This window comes from Streptomyces avidinii (assembly GCF_045161815.1).
GTDB lineage: Bacteria > Actinomycetota > Actinomycetes > Streptomycetales > Streptomycetaceae > Streptomyces > Streptomyces avidinii.
This window is the reverse complement of the sequence record NZ_CP108863.1, coordinates 4,684,579-4,704,698: the sequence shown is the minus strand read 5'-3', so window position 1 is coordinate 4,704,698 and position 20,120 is coordinate 4,684,579. Positions and strand designations below refer to the sequence as shown.

Here is a 20,120-nt window from a genome sequence, read left to right as displayed (position 1 = left end):
GACATGGCCCAGTCGGAGACGACAACCGACACCCCACCCGCGTCCATGGACACCTCCGTGACCATGACCCACCCCCAGATCATGAAGGCGCTGTCCGGGCTGATGCTCGGCATGTTCGTGGCGATCCTCTCGTCCACGATCGTCTCGAACGCCCTGCCCCAGATCATCAGCGACCTCGGCGGCACCCAGTCCTCGTACACCTGGGTGGTCACCGCCGCCCTGCTGTCGATGACGGCGGCCACCCCGCTGTGGGGCAAGCTGTCCGACCTCTTCAGCAAGAAGCTGCTGGTCCAGATATCTCTCGTGATCTACGTCCTCGGCTCCGTGGTCGCGGGCATGTCCCAGAACACCGGCACCCTGATCGCCTGCCGCGTGGTCCAGGGCATCGGCGTCGGCGGCCTGTCGGCCCTGGCGCAGATCGTGATGGCCGCGATGATCTCCCCGCGCGAGCGCGGCCGGTACAGCGGCTACCTCGGTGCGGTCTTCGCCGTCGCCACCGTGGGCGGCCCGCTGCTGGGCGGTGTCATCACCGACACCGAGTGGCTGGGCTGGCGCTGGTGCTTCTACGTCGGTGTGCCGTTCGCGATCATCGCCCTGATCGTGCTCCAGCGCACCCTGCACCTCCCGGTCGTGCGCCGCGACGTCAAGGTCGACTGGCTGGGCGCCTTCCTGATCAGCGGCGCCGTCTCGCTGCTGCTGATCTGGGTCACGCAGGCGGGCGACTCCTACGAGTGGATCTCCTGGCAGACCTGGGCGATGACGGGCGGCGCGCTCGTGCTCGGCCTGCTCTTCATCCTGGTCGAGTCCCGCGCGAGCGACCCGATCATCCCGCTGCGGCTGTTCCGCAACAAGACCATCAGCCTGGCCTCGGCGGCCTCCCTGTTCGTGGGCATCGCGATGTTCTCGGGCACCGTGTTTTTCAGCCAGTTCTTCCAGTTGGCCCGCGGTGAGTCCCCGACGATGTCCGGAATCCTCACGATTCCGATGATCGCCGGCCTCTTCGTCTCCTCCACCCTTTCCGGTCAGGTGATCACCAAGACCGGCAAGTGGAAGGCCTGGCTCGTCTCCGGCGGCGTTCTGCTGACGGCCGGCCTGGGTCTGCTCGGCACCCTCCGCTACGACACCCCCTACTGGCACATCGCGATCTACATGGCGGTGACCGGCCTCGGTCTCGGCATGATGATGCAGAACCTGGTCCTCGCCACCCAGAACCAGGTGGCCCCCGAGGACCTGGGAGCGGCCAGCTCGGTCGTCACCTTCTTCCGCTCCCTCGGTGGCGCGATGGGCGTCTCCGCGCTGGGCGCGGTCATGGCCAACCGGGTCACCCACTACGTCCAGGAGGGCCTCGCCGCCCTCGGGCCGAAGGCCGCGGCCCTGGGCCACGGCGGCACCGCCGGGGGCGGGATCCCCGACCTGGACAAGCTGCCCGCGCCGTTCCGCGAGGTCATGGAGTCCGCGTACGGGCACGGCGTCGGCGACGTCTTCCTCTACGCCGCTCCGTTCGCGCTGCTCGGACTGGTGCTGGTGGTGTTCATCAAGGAGGTCGCCCTGAAGTCGAAGCCGGCGGCCGACGCCCCCGCCGCGGCCTCGACCGAGGCGGCCCCCGCCGAGGCCGTCGTCAAGGCCTAGCCGGCGCCTGCCGGGCCGGCGCCTGAGCGGCCGGCGCCTGAGCAGTCGGCGCGTGGCGGGCCGGTGCTTGCCCGGCCGGTGCCTTTGCCTCGATGCCCGCGATCAGGACGTCGAGCGCGAGGCAGAAGTCGCCCTCCGGCGCCCGCCGGACCGTCCCGCCGCAGCCGTGCAGGAACTGCGAGACGGCCAGGTGGGCGCCGGTCCGTGCGGCGCCCACCAGGCCGGTGGCGTCCAACAGCCGCTGGAGGGCGGCGTCGAAGGCCCGCGCGTGCGGGCCGATGTTCGGGTACGCGGCGGTGAGCGGAGCCACCCACGGGTGGTCCGCCAGCACCCGCCGGTAGCTCCGGGCAAGCGTCTGCAACCGGCCCGGCCAGCCCGCCCCGCCACCCTCCGCAGCCCCCTCCGCGACCGCGGTCGGCAGCCTCAGCTCGCCGAGCGCGCGGTCGAGGGCGAGTTCGAGCAGATCCTGCTTGGTGTCCACATACCAGTACAGGGACATCGCGGTCACCCCGAGCCCGGCGGCGAGCCGCCGCATCGAGAACCGGGCCAGCCCGTCGGCATCGAGCAGCCGCACGGTGGCGGCGGTGATCCGGTCCCGGTCCAGCCCGGAGGGTGCCTCGCTGCGGCGTCTGGCGGGTGCGGCGGGCCTGGCGGCCAACCACACACTGGTCCGGGTCTCTCCGGGATCGGCCGCGCTCACCATGCAGGCACCCTCCTCACGACAGGTGGATCAGCCCGGAATGCCCGGTCCGCCCTCTTGATGCTAGGGGTTGTCCTGCCGATCGGTCCGGATCAGCGGGCGGGGTCCGGCGCCATGAGGCCGGATCAGGCCGTCGAAGCCGTCAGGTCGTAGAAGGTGGCTCCGCCGACCGTGGTCGCCTTGAAGGTGGCCTTGACCCAGGTCTCGATGTCGGTGCTGCTCCCACCGCCGGGACCGCCCCGGCCGCCGCCCCCGGGCATGCCGCCCTCGGCGCCGCCGGCGGTGGTGCTCTGGCCGATGAACCAGTGGATCTTCCCGTCCCGCACGTACTTCTGGAACTGCTCCAGGGTCGGCGAGGGATCGCTGCCGTTGAAGCCGCCGATCGGCATGACGGGCGCCCCGGAGGCCAGCTGGTAGCTCGCCGCGTTCTGGGAGCCGATCGCGGCAGCCGCCCAGGTGTACTCGTCGGCGTCGGTGGTGAGTGCCGTCCTGGCCTCGGCGCTCACCCGGGCGCCGTTCAGCAGCCCGCCCGGACCGCCTTGACCTCCCTGGCCGCCGCCGAACCGCTCGGCGCCGCGTCCTGCGGCCGCACCGCCCTGACCGCCCTGGCCCTGCGGCATCCCGGCCCGGCCGCCCTGGCCCTGCGGTGCGGCACCCTGCGGCGGGGTGCCGCCCTGCTGCCCGGCGCCCGGTCGGCCGCCGCCGTCCTGCTGCGCCCCGCCGGGGCCGCCCGGGCCGCCCTGGAGCATTTCGCCGGGCCCGCCGGGCCCGCCCGTCATCCCGCCCGGGCCACCCCGGCCGCCCGCCACCGCCGGACCCGCGGTCACGATGGAGCCGGTGTGCGCGGTGCTCACCGTGGTCAGGCAGTACGCGAACGGCCCGGCCAGCGCCGCCGCCACTCCCAGCGCCGCGGTGGCTTGGAGCATCCGGCGCCCGGCCCGCGCGGCGAACGGCAGCGCGGCCGCCGCGAGCAGCCCGCCCACCAGGACCGCCCAGCGCAGCCACGGCAGATAGCCGGTGGCGCGGCCGAGCAGTACGAACGACCAGACCGCCGTCAGGGCGAGCGTGCCGGACAGGGTGATCGCGGCGGCCTTGCCGCCCCGCTCCTCCCAGAGCACGGTGGCCCCCATGCCGATCAGCGCCGCCACGAACGGCGCCAGCGCCACGGTGTAGTACTCGTGGAAGATGCCCTGCATGTAGCTGAAGACGACCGCGGTGATCAGCAGCGAACCGCCCCAGGCCAGGAACGCGGCCCGGGCCATGCCGTCCAGCGAGTCGGTGGCCCGGCGGGCCCGCCAGGTGACCACCAGACCGGCCACCAGCAGCACCAGGGCCGCCGGCAGCAGCCAGGCGATCTGCCCGCCGATGTTGCCCGAGAAGAGCCGGTCGATGCCGGTCTCGCCCCAGCCTCCGCCTCCGCCGCCCCCGCGGCCGCCGCCGCCGACGCTTCCGGTCTCGTTGCCGTTGATCCGGCCGAGGCCGTTGTAGCCGAGGGTCAGCTCCAGGAAGGAGTTGTTCTGCGAGCCGCCGATGTACGGGCGGGAGGAGGCCGGCCACAGCTCCACGACCGCGACCCACCAGCCGCCGGCCACCACCATCGCGAGGCCCGCCAGCAGCAGCTGACCGAGCCTCCTGCGCAGCGGGGTGGGTGCGCAGACGGCGTACAGCAGGGCCAGCGGCGGCAGGATGACGAAGGCCTGCAGGGTCTTGGTGAGGAAGGCGAAGCCGACCGCGACCCCGGCCCAGACCAGCCACTTGGTGCGGGCCCCGTCGAGGGCGCGCAGTACGCAGTACACGGTGACGGTCAGCAGCAGGGTCAGCAGCGCGTCGGGGTTGTTGAAGCGGAACATCAACGCGGCGACGGGCGTCAGTGCGAACGCGGCACCGCTCAGCAGCGCAGCCCCGGGACCGAACTGGCGGCGCACGGCGGCGTACAGCACTGCGGTGGTGGCGACGCCCATCAGGGCCTGCGGGACGAGGATCTGCCAGGCGCCGAGCCCGAAGAGCCGGACGGACAGCATCATCGGCCACAGGGCCGCCGGGGGCTTGTCGACGGTGATGGAGTTCCCGGCGTCGGAGGACCCGAAGAAGAAGGCCTTCCAGCTCTCGCTGCCCGCCTGTACGGCGGCGGAGTAGAAGGAGTTGGCGTAGCCGGAGGAGCCCAGGTCCCACAGGAGCAGGGCGGCGGTGGCGATCAGCAGGCCGGCGAGGGAGGGGAGTTCCCACCGGGGACGGTCGACCGTGCGGCGGCCGGTACCGGCGCGGGCCTCGGGAACCGGGAAGAGCGAGGGTGCTGCGGTGGTCATCGAATGTCGTCCTTCGCGGGAGTGTCGCGCGGCTCGGGGAAGACCCAGGCGCGGAAGAGCAGGAAGCGCAGCACGGTGGCGGCGAGGTTGGCGGTGATCAGCACGGCCAGTTCGGTGCCGTGGGCAGGATCGGCGGTGGCCGCTGCGAGCGCGGCGAGCGAACCGCTGGTGAGGGCCAGACCGATGCCGAACACCACGAGCCCCTGGGCCTGGTGGCGCACGGCCCGGTCCCGGCCGCGCACCCCGAAGGTGAGCCGGCGGTTGGCGGCGGTGTTGGCGATCGCGGAGAGCAGCAGCGCGGAGCCATTGGCGAACTGCGGGCCGGTCCCGGCGCGGAATGCCGAGTACAGAAGCAGGTAGAGCACGGTGGACAGCGCTCCGACGGCGCAGAAACCGAGCAGCTGGCGGGCCAGCCCGCCCTCGACCCCGGGCAGTGCGGCGCGGTCGCGCGGATCGTCGCCGAAGGGGCGGGCGAGCCGGTCCAGCGGGAGCGCGCCGACCGCGAGTGCCCGGCCCACGCGCCACACGCCCTTGAGGTCCTCGGTGGCGGTACGGACGATGTGGACGGTGGAATCGGGGTCGTCGACCCAGTCCACCGGAACCTCGTGGATCCGCAGCCCCGCGCGCTCCGCGAGGACGAGCAGTTCGGTGTCGAAGAACCAGCCGGTGTCCTCCACCAGCGGCAGCAGCCGTTCGGCCACCTCGCGCCGGATCGCCTTGAATCCGCACTGCGCGTCGCTGAACCGGGCGGCGAGGGAGGACCGCAGGAGGAGGTTGTAGGCGCGGGAGATGAACTCCCGCTTGGCTCCGCGCACCACCCGCGAGGACCGGGCCAGGCGGGTGCCGATGGCAAGGTCGGAGTGGCCGGAGATCAGTGGTGCGACCAGCGGCAGCAGGGCGTTGAGATCGGTGGAGAGGTCCACGTCCATGTACGCGAGGACGGGGGCCTCGGAACCGGACCACACCGTGCGCAGGGCCCTGCCCCGCCCCTTCTCCTCCAGCCGGGTGCTGCGTACGCCGTCCAGTGCGGCGGCGAGCCCCTGCGCGACCTCGGGGGTGCGGTCGGTGCTCGCGTTGTCGGCGACCGTGATCCGGAACGGGTAGGGGAAGGTCCGGGTGAGGTGCTCGTGCAGTCTGCGGACGCACGGGCCGAGGTCCTTCTCCTCGTTGAACACAGGGATCACCACGTCGAGGACGGGCTCGCCGGGCACGGGCGCGAGGGGCGCTCGGGCCGGAAGGGCCCCGGGAGAGGTGTCGGTTCGCATGGTCCGACACTCGCGGGGGGCCCTGTCACCGCTGTGTGCTGAGCCTGTGCCCTGCCTGTGAGTCGGTGCGGTCCGCCCGCGCGTGCGGCAGCAGCACCTCGAAGCAGGTCCGTCCGGGCTCGCTCCGCACGTCGACCCGCCCGCCGTGCGCGGTGACCACGGCCTGGACGATCGCCAGTCCGAGTCCGGTGGAGCCCGCGCCGCGGGAGCGCGAGGCGTCGCCGCGGGCGAAGCGTTCGAAGACGCGGGGGAGCAGGTCGGGCGCGATGCCGGGCCCGTCGTCCTCGATGCGCAGCCGGACGGCGGATGTTTCACGTGAAACACGGGCGGTGACGGTGGTGCCCGGCGGGGTGTGCGTACGGGCGTTGGCGAGCAGGTTGACCAGGACCTGCTGGATCCGCGCCGGATCGGCCCGTACCGGGGCCGGCTCGTCGGGCAGGTGCAGGCGCCAGTGGTGCTCGGGGCCGGCGGCGCGGGCGTCGCTGACCGCGTCGACCACGAGCGGGGCCAGGTCGGTGTCGGCATCGGCGGTGGACAGCGGGCGGCCCGCGTCGAGCCGGGCCAGCAGCAGCAGATCCTCGACCAGGCCGGTCATCCGGGTGGCCTCGGACTCGATCCGGCCCAGGGCATGCCGGGTGTCGGGGCCCGGCTCCTCGCGTCCGCGGCGGGTCAGTTCGGCGTAGCCGCGGATGGAAGCCAGCGGGGTGCGCAGCTCGTGGCTGGCGTCGGCGACGAACTGCCGGACCCGCATCTCGCTCTGCTGGCGGGCGGTGAGGGCGGAGGAGACATGGCCCAGCATCCGGTTGAGGGCCGCGCCGACCTGGCCCACTTCGGTGCGGGGGTCGGCCTCGGCATCCGGGACCCGCTCGTGGAGGGCGGGCTCGCCCTTGTGGAGGGGGAGTTCGGAGACCCGGGTGGCGGTGGCGGCCACCCGGCGCAGCGGGCGCAGGGCGACCCCGACCAGGGCCTGCCCGGCGAGGGAGGCCGCGATCAGCCCGGCCAGGGTGACGCAGAGCTCCACTCCGACCAGGGTGCGCACGGTGGAATCGACGTCGCTCAACGGAAAACCGAGGGCGAGGCTCCCGTCGGGGGCGATCAGCACCCGGTAGCTGCCGAGGCCCGGAAGCTCGGCGTCCACGGGCTCGGACTTGCCCTGCCCGGCTTTGCGGGCGGCCTGGGCGAGGACCTTGCCCTGGGCCTCGGTCAGCGGCGGCGGCGGGTCGGCCGACCAGCCGTCGGCGCGGGCGTTGCGGGCCGTCGCCAGGACGGTCCCGGCAGGATCGAGCCGGATCCCGGCGGCGTCCAGCGGGCTGCCGGGAGCCATGACGAAGCCGGCGCTGTTCTCCCGGGCCGGCTTCCCGCCGGGCGCCCGGGCGGCCATCCTGACGGAGGTCTCCAGTTGCTCGTCGAGCTCGGTGACCAGGTACGAGCGCAGGGCGAAGGTGGTGACGGTCCCGATGGCCGCGCCCACCACGGCGATCAGTGCCACCGCCGAGACGACGAGCCGGGTGCGCAGCGACCAGGGCCGGCGGCCGCGCGGACGCCGTTTCGTGCGCAGGGCCACTACTCGGCCGGCTTGATCAGGTATCCGGCGCCGCGCCGGGTGTGGATCATCGGCGGCATGCCGATACCGCTCTCCAGCTTCCTGCGCAGGTAGGAGATGTAGAGCTCGACCACATTGGCCTGGCCGCCGAAATCGTAGGACCACACCCGGTCCAGGATCTGCGCCTTGCTCAGCACGCGCCGCGGATTGCGCATCAGGTAGCGCAGCAGCTCGAACTCGGTGGCGGTCAGGTGGACCTCCCGGGTGCCCCGCACCACCTCGTGGCTGTCCTCGTCCAGCCGCAGGTCGCCGACGGCCAGCACCGAGCCGCCGCGCGCGGCCTGTGCCGCGCCGGAGCGCCGGACCAGGCCGCGCAGTCGGGCGACGACCTCCTCCAGGCTGAAGGGCTTGGTGACGTAGTCGTCGCCGCCCGCGGTGAGACCCGCGATCCGGTCCTCCAGCGAGTCCTTGGCGGTCAGGAACAGCACGGGGACCTGCGGGATCTCCCGGCGCAGCCGCCCCAGTACGGCCAGGCCGTCCATGTCGGGAAGCATGATGTCGAGGACGACCACGTCCGGCCGGAACTCCCGCGCCGCCCGCACCGCTCCGGCCCCGTCGCCGGCGCTGCGGACCTCGCAGCCCTCGTAGCGCAGGGCCATGGACAGCAGCTCGGAGAGCGAGGCCTCGTCGTCGACGACGAGGACCCGGCAGGGTCCGCCGTCGGGCCGCACCAGGGCCGCGGGGTGGTTGGTGGACGTGGACGCATGGGAGGTGGTCGTCGCAGTCATACCGACCACGCTGGCCTGTGCCTCTGAGAGCGTTCTTGCGCCTACCTGTGAATTTCCTGAGAAAGGAAAAGCGGTCACGGGGCCGGGCGCGGGCGGCCGGGGCGGGGGCAGCCGGGGCCGGGGCAGCCGGGGTCGGGGCCGGGGCCGGGGCCGACGGTCAGCCGTCGAGGCGGAACAGCCGGGCGCCGTTGTCGTGGCAGACCGCGCGCAGCCAGTCGTCACCGAGGCCGAGCCGTTCGAGGGCGGCGAGCTGGTGCTCGTAGGGGTAGGGGATGTTCGGGAAGTCCGTACCGAGCAGGATCCGGTCGCCGAGGTCCGCGAGCCGTCCGAGGTCACCGGGCGGGAAACCGCTGAACTGCTCGGAGAAGTCGGTGAAGGCCATCGTGGTGTCCAGGCGGACCTCCGCGTACCGTTCGGCGAGGTCGAGGAAGTCGGCGTACTCGGGCATGCCCATGTGGGCGATGACCAGGGGCAGCCTCGGATGGCGGGCCAGCAGGCGGGCGACCGGATCGGGCCCGGTGCACTTGCCCGGGACGGGACCGGATCCGCAGTGGACCACGACCGGGATGCCGGCCTCGGCGAGCAGCCCCCAGACGGGGTCGAGCCGCTCGTCGTTCGGGTCGTAGCCACCGACCTGGAGGTGCGCCTTGAAGATCCGGGCCCCGGAGTCGATCGCGCGCCTGACGTACGGAGTCACGCCCTCCTCCGGGAAGAAGGTCGCGGTGTGCAGGCAGTCGGGGGTGCGGGCGGCAAAATCGGCCGACCAGGCGTTGAGCCACGCGGCCATCGCCGGTTTGTGCGGGTAGAGCATGGCGGTGAAGGCGCGGACGCCGAACTCCCGCAGCAGCGCGACGCGCTGCTCCTCCTCGTGCCGGTAGGTGATGGGCCACGCGACGCCGGTCAGCGGGCCGACCGCGTCGAAGTAGTCCCAGACCTTGTCCAGAACCCGCTCGGGCATGAAGTGCGTGTGGACGTCGACCAGTCCGGGCAGTCCGAGCCTCTCCCGGAAGGCGCGGACCGCCTCAGCCGTTGCGGACAAAGCCGTGGCTCCGCTCGACGGTCGCGACGTGCAGGGTGTAGCTCTCGTACCAGTCGGCGCGGCCCTGCTTCATCGCCGCGCGGTGCTCCAGGTCCTCCCGCCACACGGTGAGGGACTCGTGGTCGCGGAAGTAGGCGACGGTGATGCCGAGGCCGCCGGGGGTACGCGCGGACTCGTACCCGAGGAAGCCGGGATTCGCCCTGACGATCTCGTTCATCCGCGCGAGGGTCTCGGGGTATCCGCTGTCGTCGGCGGAGCGGGTATTGCTGAAAACAGCCATGACATAAGGGGGTTCGAAGGCCGGTACCGGCTGAGTGGTCATGTCGAACACCCTCGGCGGCGGGCCCCCGGCATGTCCACCACAAACGGCTCCGGAAGGCCAAAGGGATCCAAGTTTTGACCATGACCGCCGCAGGCCGCGCCGCGGTCCACGGCGGTCAGAACAGCCCGTCCTGTGCGGCGGGAGCCCCGGCGGCGGGCGGGATCTGCGCCGTCGGTACCGCGGTCACCGCCTCCTCCCCCGGGGCGGCGAGTTCCCAGCCGGCCAGCAGCCGGGTGTCCACCACGAGCCCGTCCGCAAGGTGCAGGTCGGGACCGGCCGCACCCACCAGCCGGCCCACGACGGACCCACCGGGCACCATCTCGGTGAGCACCCGCTCCGGCCCGGGCGGACCGGTCAGGGCGGCCAGCCCGAACGCCTCGGCGTGGTCGGCTACTTCGCAGTCCACCCGCTCCAGCGACTCCGGCCACCCGGGCAGCGCCGCCGCCCGTGCGTGCAGCTCGGTGACCTCCCGGGCCCGGTCGGCAGCGCCCGGCAGGTGCGCCCGTGCGGCGCGCTTGCGGGTGTACGCGATGCGGTCGGGCACCCCGAGCGCCGCCCGCAGCAGTTCCTCGGTGCGCCGGGTGGCCATCAGCGGCCCCCGCCCGAGCCAGGCCCATGCCACCGCCCCCTGCTCCAGCAGCCGGGCCGGACCGCGCTCCTCGGCGGTGATCCCCACCTTGACCATGCCGGGCCCGAACCAGGCCAGGTAGACCCGGTAGGTCCGCGGATCGGCGGCATTGGTGTCGGCCGCCACGGAGAACGACCGGTCGAGGCGGGCGCATTCGGGGCACTGCGCGTTCCCGGTGCGGCCCGGCACGGTCTCCGCGGTGGGGCAGGGCGTCCGCTTCCCGGCCCGCCACACCCCGAGGCAGTGCCGCTCCCCGCGTGCGGCGAAGGCGATCCGCTGCCCGTACACGAGCTCGCTCACCCGCTCGCCGCGCCCGTCCCCGTACCACCCGATGGCGGGGCGGCCGTCCTTCCACCGGATCCCGGTGCACCACCACGTCACAGCGGGAGCGGCCGCTCGAAGAAGGTGTCCAGGACGACGGTGGCGTGCGTACCGCTGACGCCGTTGATGGCGTAGAGGCGGCGCAGGACGTCCTGCAGCTGCTCGGTCGACGCCGTGCGCACCTTGACCAGCACGGACGCGCTGCCCGCGATGATGTGCGCCTCCTGGATCTCGGGGATCGCCGCGAAGTCGGCACCGGACTCGCCCATCCACGCGTTGGAGTCGACCATCACGTAGGCGAGCACTCCGCTGCCCACGGCGGCCGGGTCGACGTCGACGGTGGTCCGCCGGATCACCCCGCGCTCGCGCAGTTTGCGTACGCGCTCGTGGGTCGCCCCCGCCGAGAGTCCGACGGCCGCGCCCAGGGCGGCGTACGACTGGCCGGCGTCCTGCTGCAGGCGCAGGACGAGCGCACGGTCGATGTCGTCCACGCAATCTTCCTCTCATGGGCCTGTCGACCCTTGCGAAGACGGTACCTGATCCTGCAATCTCACCATCAGACCGAACATAATTCGGTGAGACTCTTCCAGGGGGAATCATGTCTGCCATAGCCGACCTCACCTTGTACGAGATTCTGGACGAGCGCTTCCGGACCGGCCGCTGCACCAACGGCGACGCCCGGCTGGAGCGGCTCCACGACGACTGCCGCTGGGCGGAGGGCCCGCTCTACCTGCCCGCCTGGCGGCAGCTGGTGTGGAGCGACATCCCCAACGACCGGATGCTGCGCTGGGACGAGGCGACCGGCGCCGTCTCCGTCTTCCGCTCCCCGGCCGGCCACTCCAACGGCAACACCTTGGACCGCGAAGGCCGCCTGATCACCTGTGAGCAGGGCAACCGGCGCGTCACCCGCACCGAACCGGACGGCAGCCTCACCGTCATCGCCGACCGCTTCGACGGCAAGCGGCTCAACAGCCCGAACGACGCGGTGGTCCGCTCGGACGGCTCCGTCTGGTTCTCCGACCCGGACTTCGGCATCACCAGCGACTACGAGGGCCACCGCGCGGCCGGCGAGATCGGCGCGTGCAACCTCTACCGCGCCGACCCCTCCACCGGCGAGGTCCGAATGGTCGCCGACGGCTTCCTCGGCCCCAACGGCCTCGTCTTCTCCCCCGACGAGAGCGAGCTGTACGCCGCGGACACCCGGGCCGGCCACATCCGCGCCTTCAAGGTCACCGACGACGGCGCCCTGACCCACGACCGGGTCTTCACCACCTGCCCAAGGGTCGACAACATCCGCTTCGACGACGAGGGCCGGCTGTGGGCAGCCGCGATGGAGGACGGTGTCCGGTGCTACGCGGCGGACGGCACCCTCATCGGACGCCTCCGCGTACCCGAACCGGTCTCGAACATCGCCTTCGGCGGCGCCAAGAACAACCGCCTCTTCATCACCGCCACCACCTCGCTCTACTCCCTGGTGATGTCGGTGACCGGCCTCCCCCGCGTCCTTCGGTAGCCCGGCGGCCCCGCCGGACTACCGAGCGACGAACTGCGTCAGGATCGCCTGCACCTCGTAGATGTCGACACCCTTGGTGAAGGTCTTCTCGATCGGCGTCGAGCTGCCGGATATCCAGATCTTGAGCTCGGCGTCGAGATCGAAGTGCCCGGCGGTCTCGACGGAGAAGTGCGTGATGCTCCGGTACGGGATGGAGTGGTACTCCACCTTCTTCCCCGTGAGCCCCTGCTTGTCGACGAGCACGAGCCGCCGGTCCGTGAACAGGATCGTGTCCCGGATCAGCAGGTAGGCAGCGTGCACCTGCTCCCCCTGCCCCAGCAGCCGCGCGTAGTCCCGCTGCGCCGACACGGGGTCGACGGTGTGCGCGTTCCCGAACAGTCCCATGAGTGCCCCCGTTTTCCGACTTCGAACGATCTTCGGAAACCGTACCGAGGCCGGCCCGTGGTCGGCGTCCCCCGCCAGAGCCATCCCACCCCTGACATCCTCCGGGGGACCCCGTCCCCATCAAGGAGGAGACGGGAAGCATCGAGGCATACGACAGAGGCCCCGGACTTTCGTCCTGGGCCTCTGTCCTGCTGTGCACTCGGCAGGATTCGAACCTGCAACCTTCTGATCCGTAGTCAGATGCTCTATCCGTTAAGCTACGAGTGCTTGGGCTTCTCGGGGTTTTGCGCCCCGTTGGCCTTGCGAGAACAACAATACATGGACCTCGCCGGGACGCGAAATCCATTACCCAAACCACCGCTGACCTGCGAAAACGGGCCGGACGAAGATCGTCCGCATGAGCTCGCGCAGAGGTTGTGGCCGACCGGATTGCCCCGGAACGCATCGAAGCCCCGGTCCGTCAGGACCGGGGCTTCGATGAGGTGCGGAGGCGGAGGGATTTGAACCCTCGATGGGTGGTAAGACCCAAACCGCATTAGCAGTGCGGCGCCATAGACCGGACTAGGCGACGCCTCCAGCACACCCTCGCGTACGAAGGTGCGTGCAGATGATGACACAGGCGCAGGGCCCCTCACCAATCCGCTCCCACGGTACTAGGCGGGACGGGCCGAGGGCAAAGCCTTAAAGCGGCCGTGGCGCGCAACGTCGGCAGGGCCCTCGTCGTTGGGCAGGCGTACGACGTACGGACGACCTGGAGTGCCCCATGCTGCGTCTCGCCGCCTTCGCCGTCACCTCCGCCCTCGCCGCCGCGGCGGCCGGGCCGCTGCCCCCGCTGCCGCTGGGCCGGCTGCTGGCGACACCCGACCGCCTCACCATCGCCATGGCCGACACCGGGAACCGTCAGTTGGACCGGGAGTACCGGCTCGAATGCGACCCCGTCGGTGGCGATCACCCCCAGGCGGAGGGGGCCTGCGCCCGGCTGGATCAGTTCGCCAGGGAGGGGAAGGACCCGTTCGCCCCCGTCTCCCAGCGGCAGATCTGCACCGCCCAGCACGGGGGCCCCGCCACCGCCCGGATCACCGGAACCTGGCACGGCCACAGAGTGGACGCCACCTTTCGGCGGACCGACGGATGCGAAATCAGCCGGTGGGACAAGATGGAACCTCTGCTTCCGAGTGGGCGTTCCTGACCTGGGAGGATGCGCGGGATGGGCGGTATCCGCCGCGCATCGGCCACCCCATCGCGGGCCTGTGGCCTTAGACTCCTCCCGTGACTTGCCGGTAGTTGTGGTCAGGGAGGAAGCTCGTCGTGAGCAGCAGGCCATCCCGAGGCGCTGCTCGCCTCGCAGCAATACTCGACGCTCTTCCGGACGCGCTGTTGCTCGTCAACGCCAACGGCACGGTCGTCAACGCCAATTCGATCGCTCTCGAGGTCATGGAGAGCCCGGGCACCGGGCTCGTCGGCCGCGGCGTGCTCGACCTTCTGCCCGAGTTCGACTCCAAGCTGATCCCCGGCTCCATGCGCCGGCCCGGCGAGGACGAGGGCGGCCGTGCCAAGCCCAAACGCATGATCGCGCGCCGCACCGACGGCTCCGAGTTCCCCGTCGAGGTCACCAGCGCCCATCTCGACGGACGCGACGCCTACCGCGAGCCGCAACCCTCGTACACCGGTGACGAGCTGCTGATGCTCGTGGTGCGGGACCTCTCGCAGACCGTGGACACCGAGGCCGAGCTGGCCCGCTCGCAGCGGCAGACCGAAATGATCCTGCGCGCCGCCGCCGAGGGCGTCGTGGGCACCGACACCGACGGACGGGTGGTGCTGGTCAACCCGGCCGCCGCCCAGATCCTCGGCTACCGCGCCACCGACCTCGGCAACCGCGAACTGCACGGCCTCGTCCAGCACTCCCGCGCCGACGGCTCCCCCTTCCCCTTCGAGGAGTCCCCGCTCGCCGACACCCTGCGCAGCGGACGCAAGCACCGCGTCCGCGGGCAGGTGCTGTGGAACAAGGCCGGGCAGCCGGTCTCCGTCGACCTGACCACCTCGCCCGTGCGGGACGGGGAGCAGCTCGTCGGCGCCGTGATGACCTTCACCGACCGGCGCCCCTACGACGCCCTCGCCGCCCGGCACGCGCAGCTGATGGCCGTCCTCGGCGACTCCCTGCGCGGACCGCTGGACGAGCTGCGCGGGGAGCTGGCGACGCTGGCCGCCGACGACGCCGGACAGCTGTGGCCCGAGGCCAACCAGCTGCTGCACCACCTGGCTGCCGGGTACTCGCGGATGACCACCCTGGTGGACAACGTCCTCGGCTACCAGCGCCTGGACTCCGGCCGGGACCGGCTCTCGAAGAAGAAAGTCCTGATCAACACCGTCGTCGCGGCGGGCGTCGACGGCGCCGTCGAGCTGATCGGCCCGGGGCGCGCGCAGTTCGCCGTCCACGCTCCGACCATCGAGGCCGAGGTGGACGCGGACCGGATCGCGACCGCGCTCGCCCACCTGGTCGCGGACGTCGCCGGAGTGGACGCCACCGGCAAGACCCGCCAGGGCAGCGGCTACAGCGACTCGACGATCGTGGTGGCGGCCGCGCAGCGCGGCGATGTCGTACGGATCGAAGTGCGCGGGCCGTACGAGGGCGGGAACCCGGTGCACGAACCCATCGTGCGGGGCATCGTCGCCGCGCACGGCGGCGTGCTGCAGACGGTGGAGGTTCCGGGCGCGCCCGGCGGGGCGTACGTGCTGGAGCTCCCGCTCGGCTCGGGCGCCGGAACGGTGACCCTGCCGGAGCCGGCGGAGGAGCCTCCGACGGGTCCGACCACGGACGGTGCGGGCACTGCCGGGGGCGCCGCTCCCGGCAAGGTCTCCGGCGGCCGACGCGCCCGGCGCGGTGTGGACGCCTTCCTGGACGACGAGACCCCGGGCCCCGAGGCCGCGCAGGCGGCACAGGGGGGTGGCGCGTTGGCGCTGCCGTCCGGGCGGCGGCGGGCGGGCGAGGCCGGCGAGGCTCCCGAGTCGGGACCCGAGCTCGCGCAGTCCCCGGTGAACCCCGCCGGACTCGGCACCGGACGCCGGCGCGGCCGGGCCGGTGACGGCAGTGGCGGCGCCGACGGCCCGGGCGGACCCGGCCGGCCCGTGCCTCCGCAGGGCACGGCCATGCCCGCGCTCCCGCCCGTACCCGCGGTGCCGCCGGTCCCGGTGACCGAGCATCCCGCCGGGCGCCGCCGCGCGCTCGGTGCGGCCGGTCCGGCGCAGCCCGGCGGTCCGGTTCCCGCGACCGGGCTCGGGCCGACGCCCGCTCCCTCGCGGCCCATCGCCCCCGAGGGCGGCTTCGCGCTGCCCGCCGGCCCGACCCCGGCCCCTGCTCCCGCTCCCGTCGGGGCCGACACCGACTCCGACGCCCCGGCCGGGCGGCGTGGCCGCCGCGTGCTGGGGGCCCCCGCCGGGGAGCCCGAGGCTCCTGCCGCGCAGCCCGCCGAGCCCGCCGAGTCCGCCGAGAACCCCACCGGGCGGCGCCGCGCGCTGGCCGGCGCCCCGGCCTGGCCCGTACCGGCGGCCCGGACGGCTCCCGAGGACGACGACGCTTCCGGCCCGGTCGCGGTCCCGGGTGCGCGCCGGCCGCAGGACACCCCCGCGGAGGCTCAGGCCGCGCAGCCGATCAGCGTGCGCGCCCTCGGCACCCTCGGCCAGGGCATTTCCGTGGATCCGGGCGGCTCCGGCCCGGCCTCCGCGGCCGGTGCGACTTCCGGGTCCGGGCGCCGTCGCCGGCTCGCCGAGCCCGCCCCGCAGGGCCGGGCCTTCGCGATAGGAGCGCCCGAGGCGGGCGCCGACGAGGGTCCCGAGCCGCTGGACGGCCCCGGCGGCGCGGTCGAGGTGGTCAACCGGCCCGCACCGCGGCCCGTGGACGACGAACTGCCGCCGGAGCCCCTGGACAACCCGCGCCGGCTCCTGGTGTGGCCCGCACCCGATGTGCAGACGCAGCAGGCGCTCAGCGACCGCGGCTACCGGCCGGTGATCGTGCACTCCCGCGAGGAGGTGGACGCGCAGATCGCCGCGTTCCCCGCCGCGCTGTTCGTCGACCCGCTGACCGGTCCGATCACCCGGACCGCCCTGCAGTCCCTGCGCCAGGCCGCGGTGGCCGCGGAGGTCCCCGTACTGGTCACGGCCGGGCTGGGGCACGCCACGCGCGAGGCGGCGTACGGCGCCGATCCGGCCGTACTGCTGAAGGCGCTGGCGCCGCGCGACAGCGAGCAGCACCCCTCCCGGGTGCTGCTGATCGAGGAGCACGAGGAGATCGCGACCGCGCTGACCGCCGCCCTGGAGCGGCGCGGCATGCAGGTCGCCCGGGCGGGTGCCGACACCGACGCCGTGGAACTGGCGACGCGGATGCGGCCCAACCTGGTGGTCATGGACCTGATGCAGGTACGCCGTCGGCGGGCCGGGATCGTGGACTGGCTGCGCGCCAACGGGCAGCTGAACCGAACGCCCCTGGTCGTTTACACGACGACCGGCATCGACCCGGCCGAACTGCCGCGGCTCGCCTCCGGCGAGAGCGTCCTGTTCCTGGCGGAGCGGGCCACGACGGCGGACGTCCAGGGCCGCATCGTGGACCTGCTGGCCAAGATCGGCACGAACTAGTAATCCTGGGCCGATGGCCATCACCAACACGAGTGAGCAGACCGTCCCCGCCGACAACGGGGAGGTGAACCTGCTCATCGCGCGGCAGGTGGAGCCCGGGCACGAGGAGACCTTCGAGGCCTGGGCCCACGGGATCCTGGAGACGGCCGCGGGGTTCCCGGACCACCTCGGCTACGGGCTCTTCCGCCCGGCGGTGGAGGGCGGGCCGTGGTTCCTGGTCCACCGCTTCCGCAATCAGGCTGCGTTCCAGCGCTGGCAGGACTCCCCGGAGCGGGCTCAGTGGTTCTCGAACTGCCTCGGCCATCACCACACCGAGATAGCCCGCCGGGAACTGCACGGCATGGAGACCTGGTTCGCGAAGCCGGGTACGACCCGGCCCGCGCCGCCGCGGTGGAAGATGGCGATCAGCTCGGGGCTGGCCATCTTCCCGATCTCGCTGATCGGCAATGCGGTGCTCGGGCCGTACCTGGTGGATCTGCACTTCGTGCTGCGGACGGCAGCCTTCGCCGTCGTGTTCAGCACCCTGATGACCTACGTGGCCATGCCCGCGGTCAGCAGGCTGCTGCGGCCATGGCTCACCCGGGGCTAGGCCGGCGAGGACGACCCGGCCCCGTGGTCATCAGTCGAGCTTGGTGACGTCCAGTGCGCCGTCCGCGTACTGCTTGCGGATGACCTTCTTGTCGAACTTGCCGACGCTGGTCTTCGGCACCGCCTCGATGAACGTCCAGCGCTCCGGAAGCTGCCACTTGGCGATGGTCCCGGCGAGGAAGTCACGCAGAGCCGTGTAGTTCACGGTCGCGCCCTCCTTGAGGACGACCGTGGCCAGCGGGCGCTCCCCCCACTTGTCGTCGGGGACGGCGACGACCGCGGCCTCGGCGACCTCGGGGTGCGCCATCAGCGCGTTCTCCAGGTCCACGCTGGAGATCCACTCACCGCCGGACTTGATGACGTCCTTGGCGCGGTCGGTGAGGGTGAGGAAGCCGTCGGCGCTGATGACGCCGACGTCTCCGGTCTTGAGCCAGCCGTCAGCACTGAACTTGTCCTCGGGACGGAAGGGTTCACCGGCTGCGCCGCCGTAGTAGGAGCTCGCGATCCAGTTGCCGCGCACCTCCAGCTCGCCCGCCGACTCCCCGTCCCAGGGCAGGAGGTCGCCGTTCGGGCCGACCAGCCGGGCCTCCACACCCGCCGGGAAGCGGCCCTGGGTGATCCGGTAGGGCCACTCCTCCTCGGCGCTCAGGCCGGCCGGAGGGTGCGCCATCGTGCCGAGCGGGGAGGTCTCGGTCATGCCCCAGGCGTGGCAGACGCGGACTCCGAGCTTGTCGTACGCCTCCATCAGGGCGGGCGGACAGGCCGAGCCGCCGATGGTGACCTGCTTCATCGAGGTCAGGTCGCGCGGGTTGGCGGTGACCTCGGCCAGCAGTCCCTGCCAGATGGTGGGGACGGCCGCGGCGTGCGTGGGCCTCTCCCGCTCGATCATCTCGGCGAGCGGGGCGGGCTGCAGGAAGCGGTCCGGCATCAGCATGTTGATACCGGTCATGAAGGTGGCGTGCGGCAGTCCCCAGGCGTTCACGTGGAACTGCGGGACCACGACGAGGGTGGTGTCCCGGTCCGTCAGCCCCATCGACTCGGCCATGTTGACCTGCATGGAGTGCAGGTAGACCGAGCGGTGGGAGAAGACGACTCCCTTGGGGTCCCCGGTGGTGCCGGAGGTGTAGCACATCGCGGCCGCCTGGCGCTCGTCCAGCTCCGGCCAGTCGAAGCTGTCGGAGCTGGACGCGAGGAGCTCCTCGTACTCGTGCACCTGGACGTGCAGGCCCTCGAGCGCGGAGCGGTCGCCGATGCCGCTGACCACCACGTGCTCGACGGTCGGCAGGTGCGGCAGCAGCGGCGCGAGCAGCGGCAGCAGGGTGCCGTTGACCAGCACCACCCGGTCGGCGGCGTGGTTCACGATGAAGACCAGCTGCTCAGGAGGGAGCCGCAGGTTGAGGGTGTGCAGGACCGCGCCCATGGAGGGGATCGCGAAGTACGCCTCGACGTGCTCGGCGTTGTTCCACATCAGAGTCGCCACAGCCTCCGACTGCTGCACTCCGAGCTGGTCGCGCAGGGCTCCGGCGAGACGGGTGGCGCGGTTGCCGATCTCGGCGAAGCTGCGGCGGTGCGGCTCAGCCTCCCCGGTCCAGGTCGTGACCTGGGACTTCCCGTGGATCGTCATCCCGTGTCGAAGTATGCGGGTGACGAGGAGCGGTACGTCCTGCATGGTGCTGAGCAAAGCGTCCTCCCGGTGAGCGCTGCGGCGCTGCGGCGGCTACGGATGCTGCCGATTCTGCGCACGTACCGGTCGGCATGTCACTACCCGGGAGTAGAAAGCAGGGCGTGTTTCACGTGAAACATCCCCTGCCGTCTTCACGTTTCACGTGAAACAGCCTCCGGCTCACCGGACCGGCATGAGCTCCGGGTCCTCGCGGAGCTTGCCCAGCGCACGGGAGACCGCGCTCTTGACCGTGCCGACCGAGACACCCAGCAGCTCAGCGGTCTGCACCTCGCTCAGGTCCTCGTAATACCGCAGGACGACCATGGCCCGCTGGCGGTCGGGCAGCCGGGTCACCGCGCGCCACATCGCGTCGCGCAGCGCCTGCGCCTCGGCGGGGTCGGAGGTCGGCGCCGCCTCGGTCTCCGGAAGCTCGTCGCAGACGAACTCGTCGACCTTGCGCTTGCGCCACTGGGAGGTACGGGTGTTCACCAGGGTCCGCCGGACGTAGCCGTCCAGGGCGCGGTGGTCCTCGATCCGGTCCCAGGCCACGTACGTCTTCGCGAGGGCCGTCTGGAGCAGGTCCTCCGCATCGCACGGGTTGGCGGTGAGGGAGCGCGCAGTGCGCATCAGGACCGTGCCGCGGGTCCGGACGTACGCCGAGAACGACGGGTACGGCGTCGGATTCGAGGCGAGCGTGCACACAGGCGTGGTCATGTCTCCACGCTAGGAGTGCCCACCCGCCATGGGATCGGCCGCAGGTGCCGATGGTGGATCCACCTCAGGTTGTAGGCGTAGGGCCATC

17 protein-coding genes and 2 tRNA genes are annotated in these 20,120 nt (G+C 72.3%); 5 read left to right on the top strand and 14 right to left on the bottom strand.

Annotated features, from left to right (window positions below; genetic code table 11):
* Positions 1-3 precede the first annotated feature (3 nt).
* Complete coding sequence (locus tag OG373_RS21005) at positions 4-1,629, top strand: MDR family MFS transporter (RefSeq protein ID WP_405439656.1); 1,626 nt, start codon at positions 4-6, stop codon at positions 1,627-1,629.
* Here OG373_RS21005 and OG373_RS21000 read toward each other — a convergent pair.
* The 9 genes from OG373_RS21000 to OG373_RS20960 all read right to left on the bottom strand — a co-directional run bounded on the left by OG373_RS21000 (position 1,619) and on the right by OG373_RS20960 (position 11,032).
* The gene (locus OG373_RS21000) at positions 1,619-2,332 is read right to left on the bottom strand and encodes a TetR/AcrR family transcriptional regulator (RefSeq protein ID WP_405439654.1); all 714 of its coding nucleotides are present in this window, start codon (positions 2,330-2,332) and stop codon (positions 1,619-1,621) included. The genes OG373_RS21005 and OG373_RS21000 overlap by 11 nt on opposite strands.
* Before the next feature lie 122 nt (positions 2,333-2,454).
* The gene (locus OG373_RS20995) at positions 2,455-4,635 is read right to left on the bottom strand and encodes a glycosyltransferase family 39 protein (RefSeq protein ID WP_405439652.1); all 2,181 of its coding nucleotides are present in this window, start codon (positions 4,633-4,635) and stop codon (positions 2,455-2,457) included.
* Positions 4,632-5,900: a glycosyltransferase gene (locus tag OG373_RS20990; protein WP_405439650.1), complete on the bottom strand. Its 1,269-nt coding sequence runs from the start codon at positions 5,898-5,900 to the stop codon at positions 4,632-4,634. The genes OG373_RS20995 and OG373_RS20990 overlap by 4 nt, the downstream gene beginning before the upstream one ends.
* Before the next feature lie 25 nt (positions 5,901-5,925).
* Positions 5,926-7,464, bottom strand: a complete 1,539-nt coding sequence (locus tag OG373_RS20985) for a sensor histidine kinase (RefSeq protein WP_405439649.1) — start codon at positions 7,462-7,464, stop codon at positions 5,926-5,928.
* Positions 7,464-8,231, bottom strand: a complete 768-nt coding sequence (locus tag OG373_RS20980; protein ID WP_281064106.1) for a response regulator transcription factor — start codon at positions 8,229-8,231, stop codon at positions 7,464-7,466. Before OG373_RS20980 ends, OG373_RS20985 begins: the two co-directional genes overlap by 1 nt.
* Positions 8,232-8,388: 157 nt before the next feature.
* Entirely contained in the window at positions 8,389-9,270 is an 882-nt protein-coding gene (locus OG373_RS20975; protein ID WP_405439647.1) for an amidohydrolase family protein, read from the bottom strand.
* The gene (locus OG373_RS20970; protein WP_405439646.1) at positions 9,254-9,592 is read right to left on the bottom strand and encodes an antibiotic biosynthesis monooxygenase family protein; all 339 of its coding nucleotides are present in this window, start codon (positions 9,590-9,592) and stop codon (positions 9,254-9,256) included. Before OG373_RS20970 ends, OG373_RS20975 begins: the two co-directional genes overlap by 17 nt.
* A 115-nt stretch (positions 9,593-9,707) precedes the next feature.
* On the bottom strand, positions 9,708-10,601 hold the full coding sequence (locus OG373_RS20965) for a DUF2797 domain-containing protein (RefSeq protein ID WP_405439645.1): 894 nt from the start codon (positions 10,599-10,601) through the stop codon (positions 9,708-9,710).
* Positions 10,598-11,032 (bottom strand): Lrp/AsnC family transcriptional regulator, encoded by a 435-nt coding sequence (locus tag OG373_RS20960; protein ID WP_405439644.1) that lies wholly within the window; start codon positions 11,030-11,032, stop codon positions 10,598-10,600. The genes OG373_RS20965 and OG373_RS20960 overlap by 4 nt, the downstream gene beginning before the upstream one ends.
* A 107-nt stretch (positions 11,033-11,139) precedes the next feature.
* On the opposite strand from OG373_RS20960, the gene OG373_RS20955 reads away from it, so the two are divergent.
* Positions 11,140-12,054, top strand: a complete 915-nt coding sequence (locus OG373_RS20955) for an SMP-30/gluconolactonase/LRE family protein (RefSeq protein WP_405439643.1) — start codon at positions 11,140-11,142, stop codon at positions 12,052-12,054.
* An 18-nt stretch (positions 12,055-12,072) separates the two neighbouring features.
* Here the strand turns inward: OG373_RS20955 and OG373_RS20950 are convergent, their stop codons facing one another.
* From OG373_RS20950 to OG373_RS20940, 3 genes are all read right to left on the bottom strand, one after another.
* Positions 12,073-12,438: a PH domain-containing protein gene (locus tag OG373_RS20950; protein ID WP_030384022.1), complete on the bottom strand. Its 366-nt coding sequence runs from the start codon at positions 12,436-12,438 to the stop codon at positions 12,073-12,075.
* 194 nt (positions 12,439-12,632) lie between these two features.
* Positions 12,633-12,705 (bottom strand) — tRNA-Arg (locus tag OG373_RS20945).
* A 218-nt stretch (positions 12,706-12,923) separates the two neighbouring features.
* Positions 12,924-13,014: transfer RNA gene (locus tag OG373_RS20940), tRNA-Ser, on the bottom strand.
* Between the two features lie 187 nt (positions 13,015-13,201).
* On the opposite strand from OG373_RS20940, the gene OG373_RS20935 reads away from it, so the two are divergent.
* From OG373_RS20935 to OG373_RS20925, 3 genes are all read left to right on the top strand, one after another.
* Positions 13,202-13,627: an SSI family serine proteinase inhibitor gene (locus tag OG373_RS20935; protein ID WP_397736272.1), complete on the top strand. Its 426-nt coding sequence runs from the start codon at positions 13,202-13,204 to the stop codon at positions 13,625-13,627.
* Between the two features lie 119 nt (positions 13,628-13,746).
* A complete protein-coding gene (locus tag OG373_RS20930; RefSeq protein ID WP_405439642.1) occupies positions 13,747-17,067 on the top strand; it encodes a PAS domain-containing protein in 3,321 nt (1,106 codons plus the stop codon).
* A gap of 13 nt (positions 17,068-17,080) precedes the next feature.
* Entirely contained in the window at positions 17,081-17,656 is a 576-nt protein-coding gene (locus OG373_RS20925; protein WP_405439641.1) for an antibiotic biosynthesis monooxygenase, read from the top strand.
* A gap of 30 nt (positions 17,657-17,686) precedes the next feature.
* On the opposite strand, the gene OG373_RS20920 is transcribed toward OG373_RS20925, so the two are convergent.
* Positions 17,687-19,336, bottom strand: a complete 1,650-nt coding sequence (locus OG373_RS20920) for a long-chain fatty acid--CoA ligase (RefSeq protein WP_405439639.1) — start codon at positions 19,334-19,336, stop codon at positions 17,687-17,689.
* Positions 19,337-19,498: 162 nt separating this feature from the next.
* Positions 19,499-20,032 carry a SigE family RNA polymerase sigma factor gene (locus OG373_RS20915; protein WP_189972444.1) on the bottom strand — a complete coding sequence of 178 codons (534 nt, stop codon included), beginning with the start codon at positions 20,030-20,032 and terminating at the stop codon, positions 19,499-19,501.
* Between the last annotated feature and the right edge of the window lie 88 nt (positions 20,033-20,120).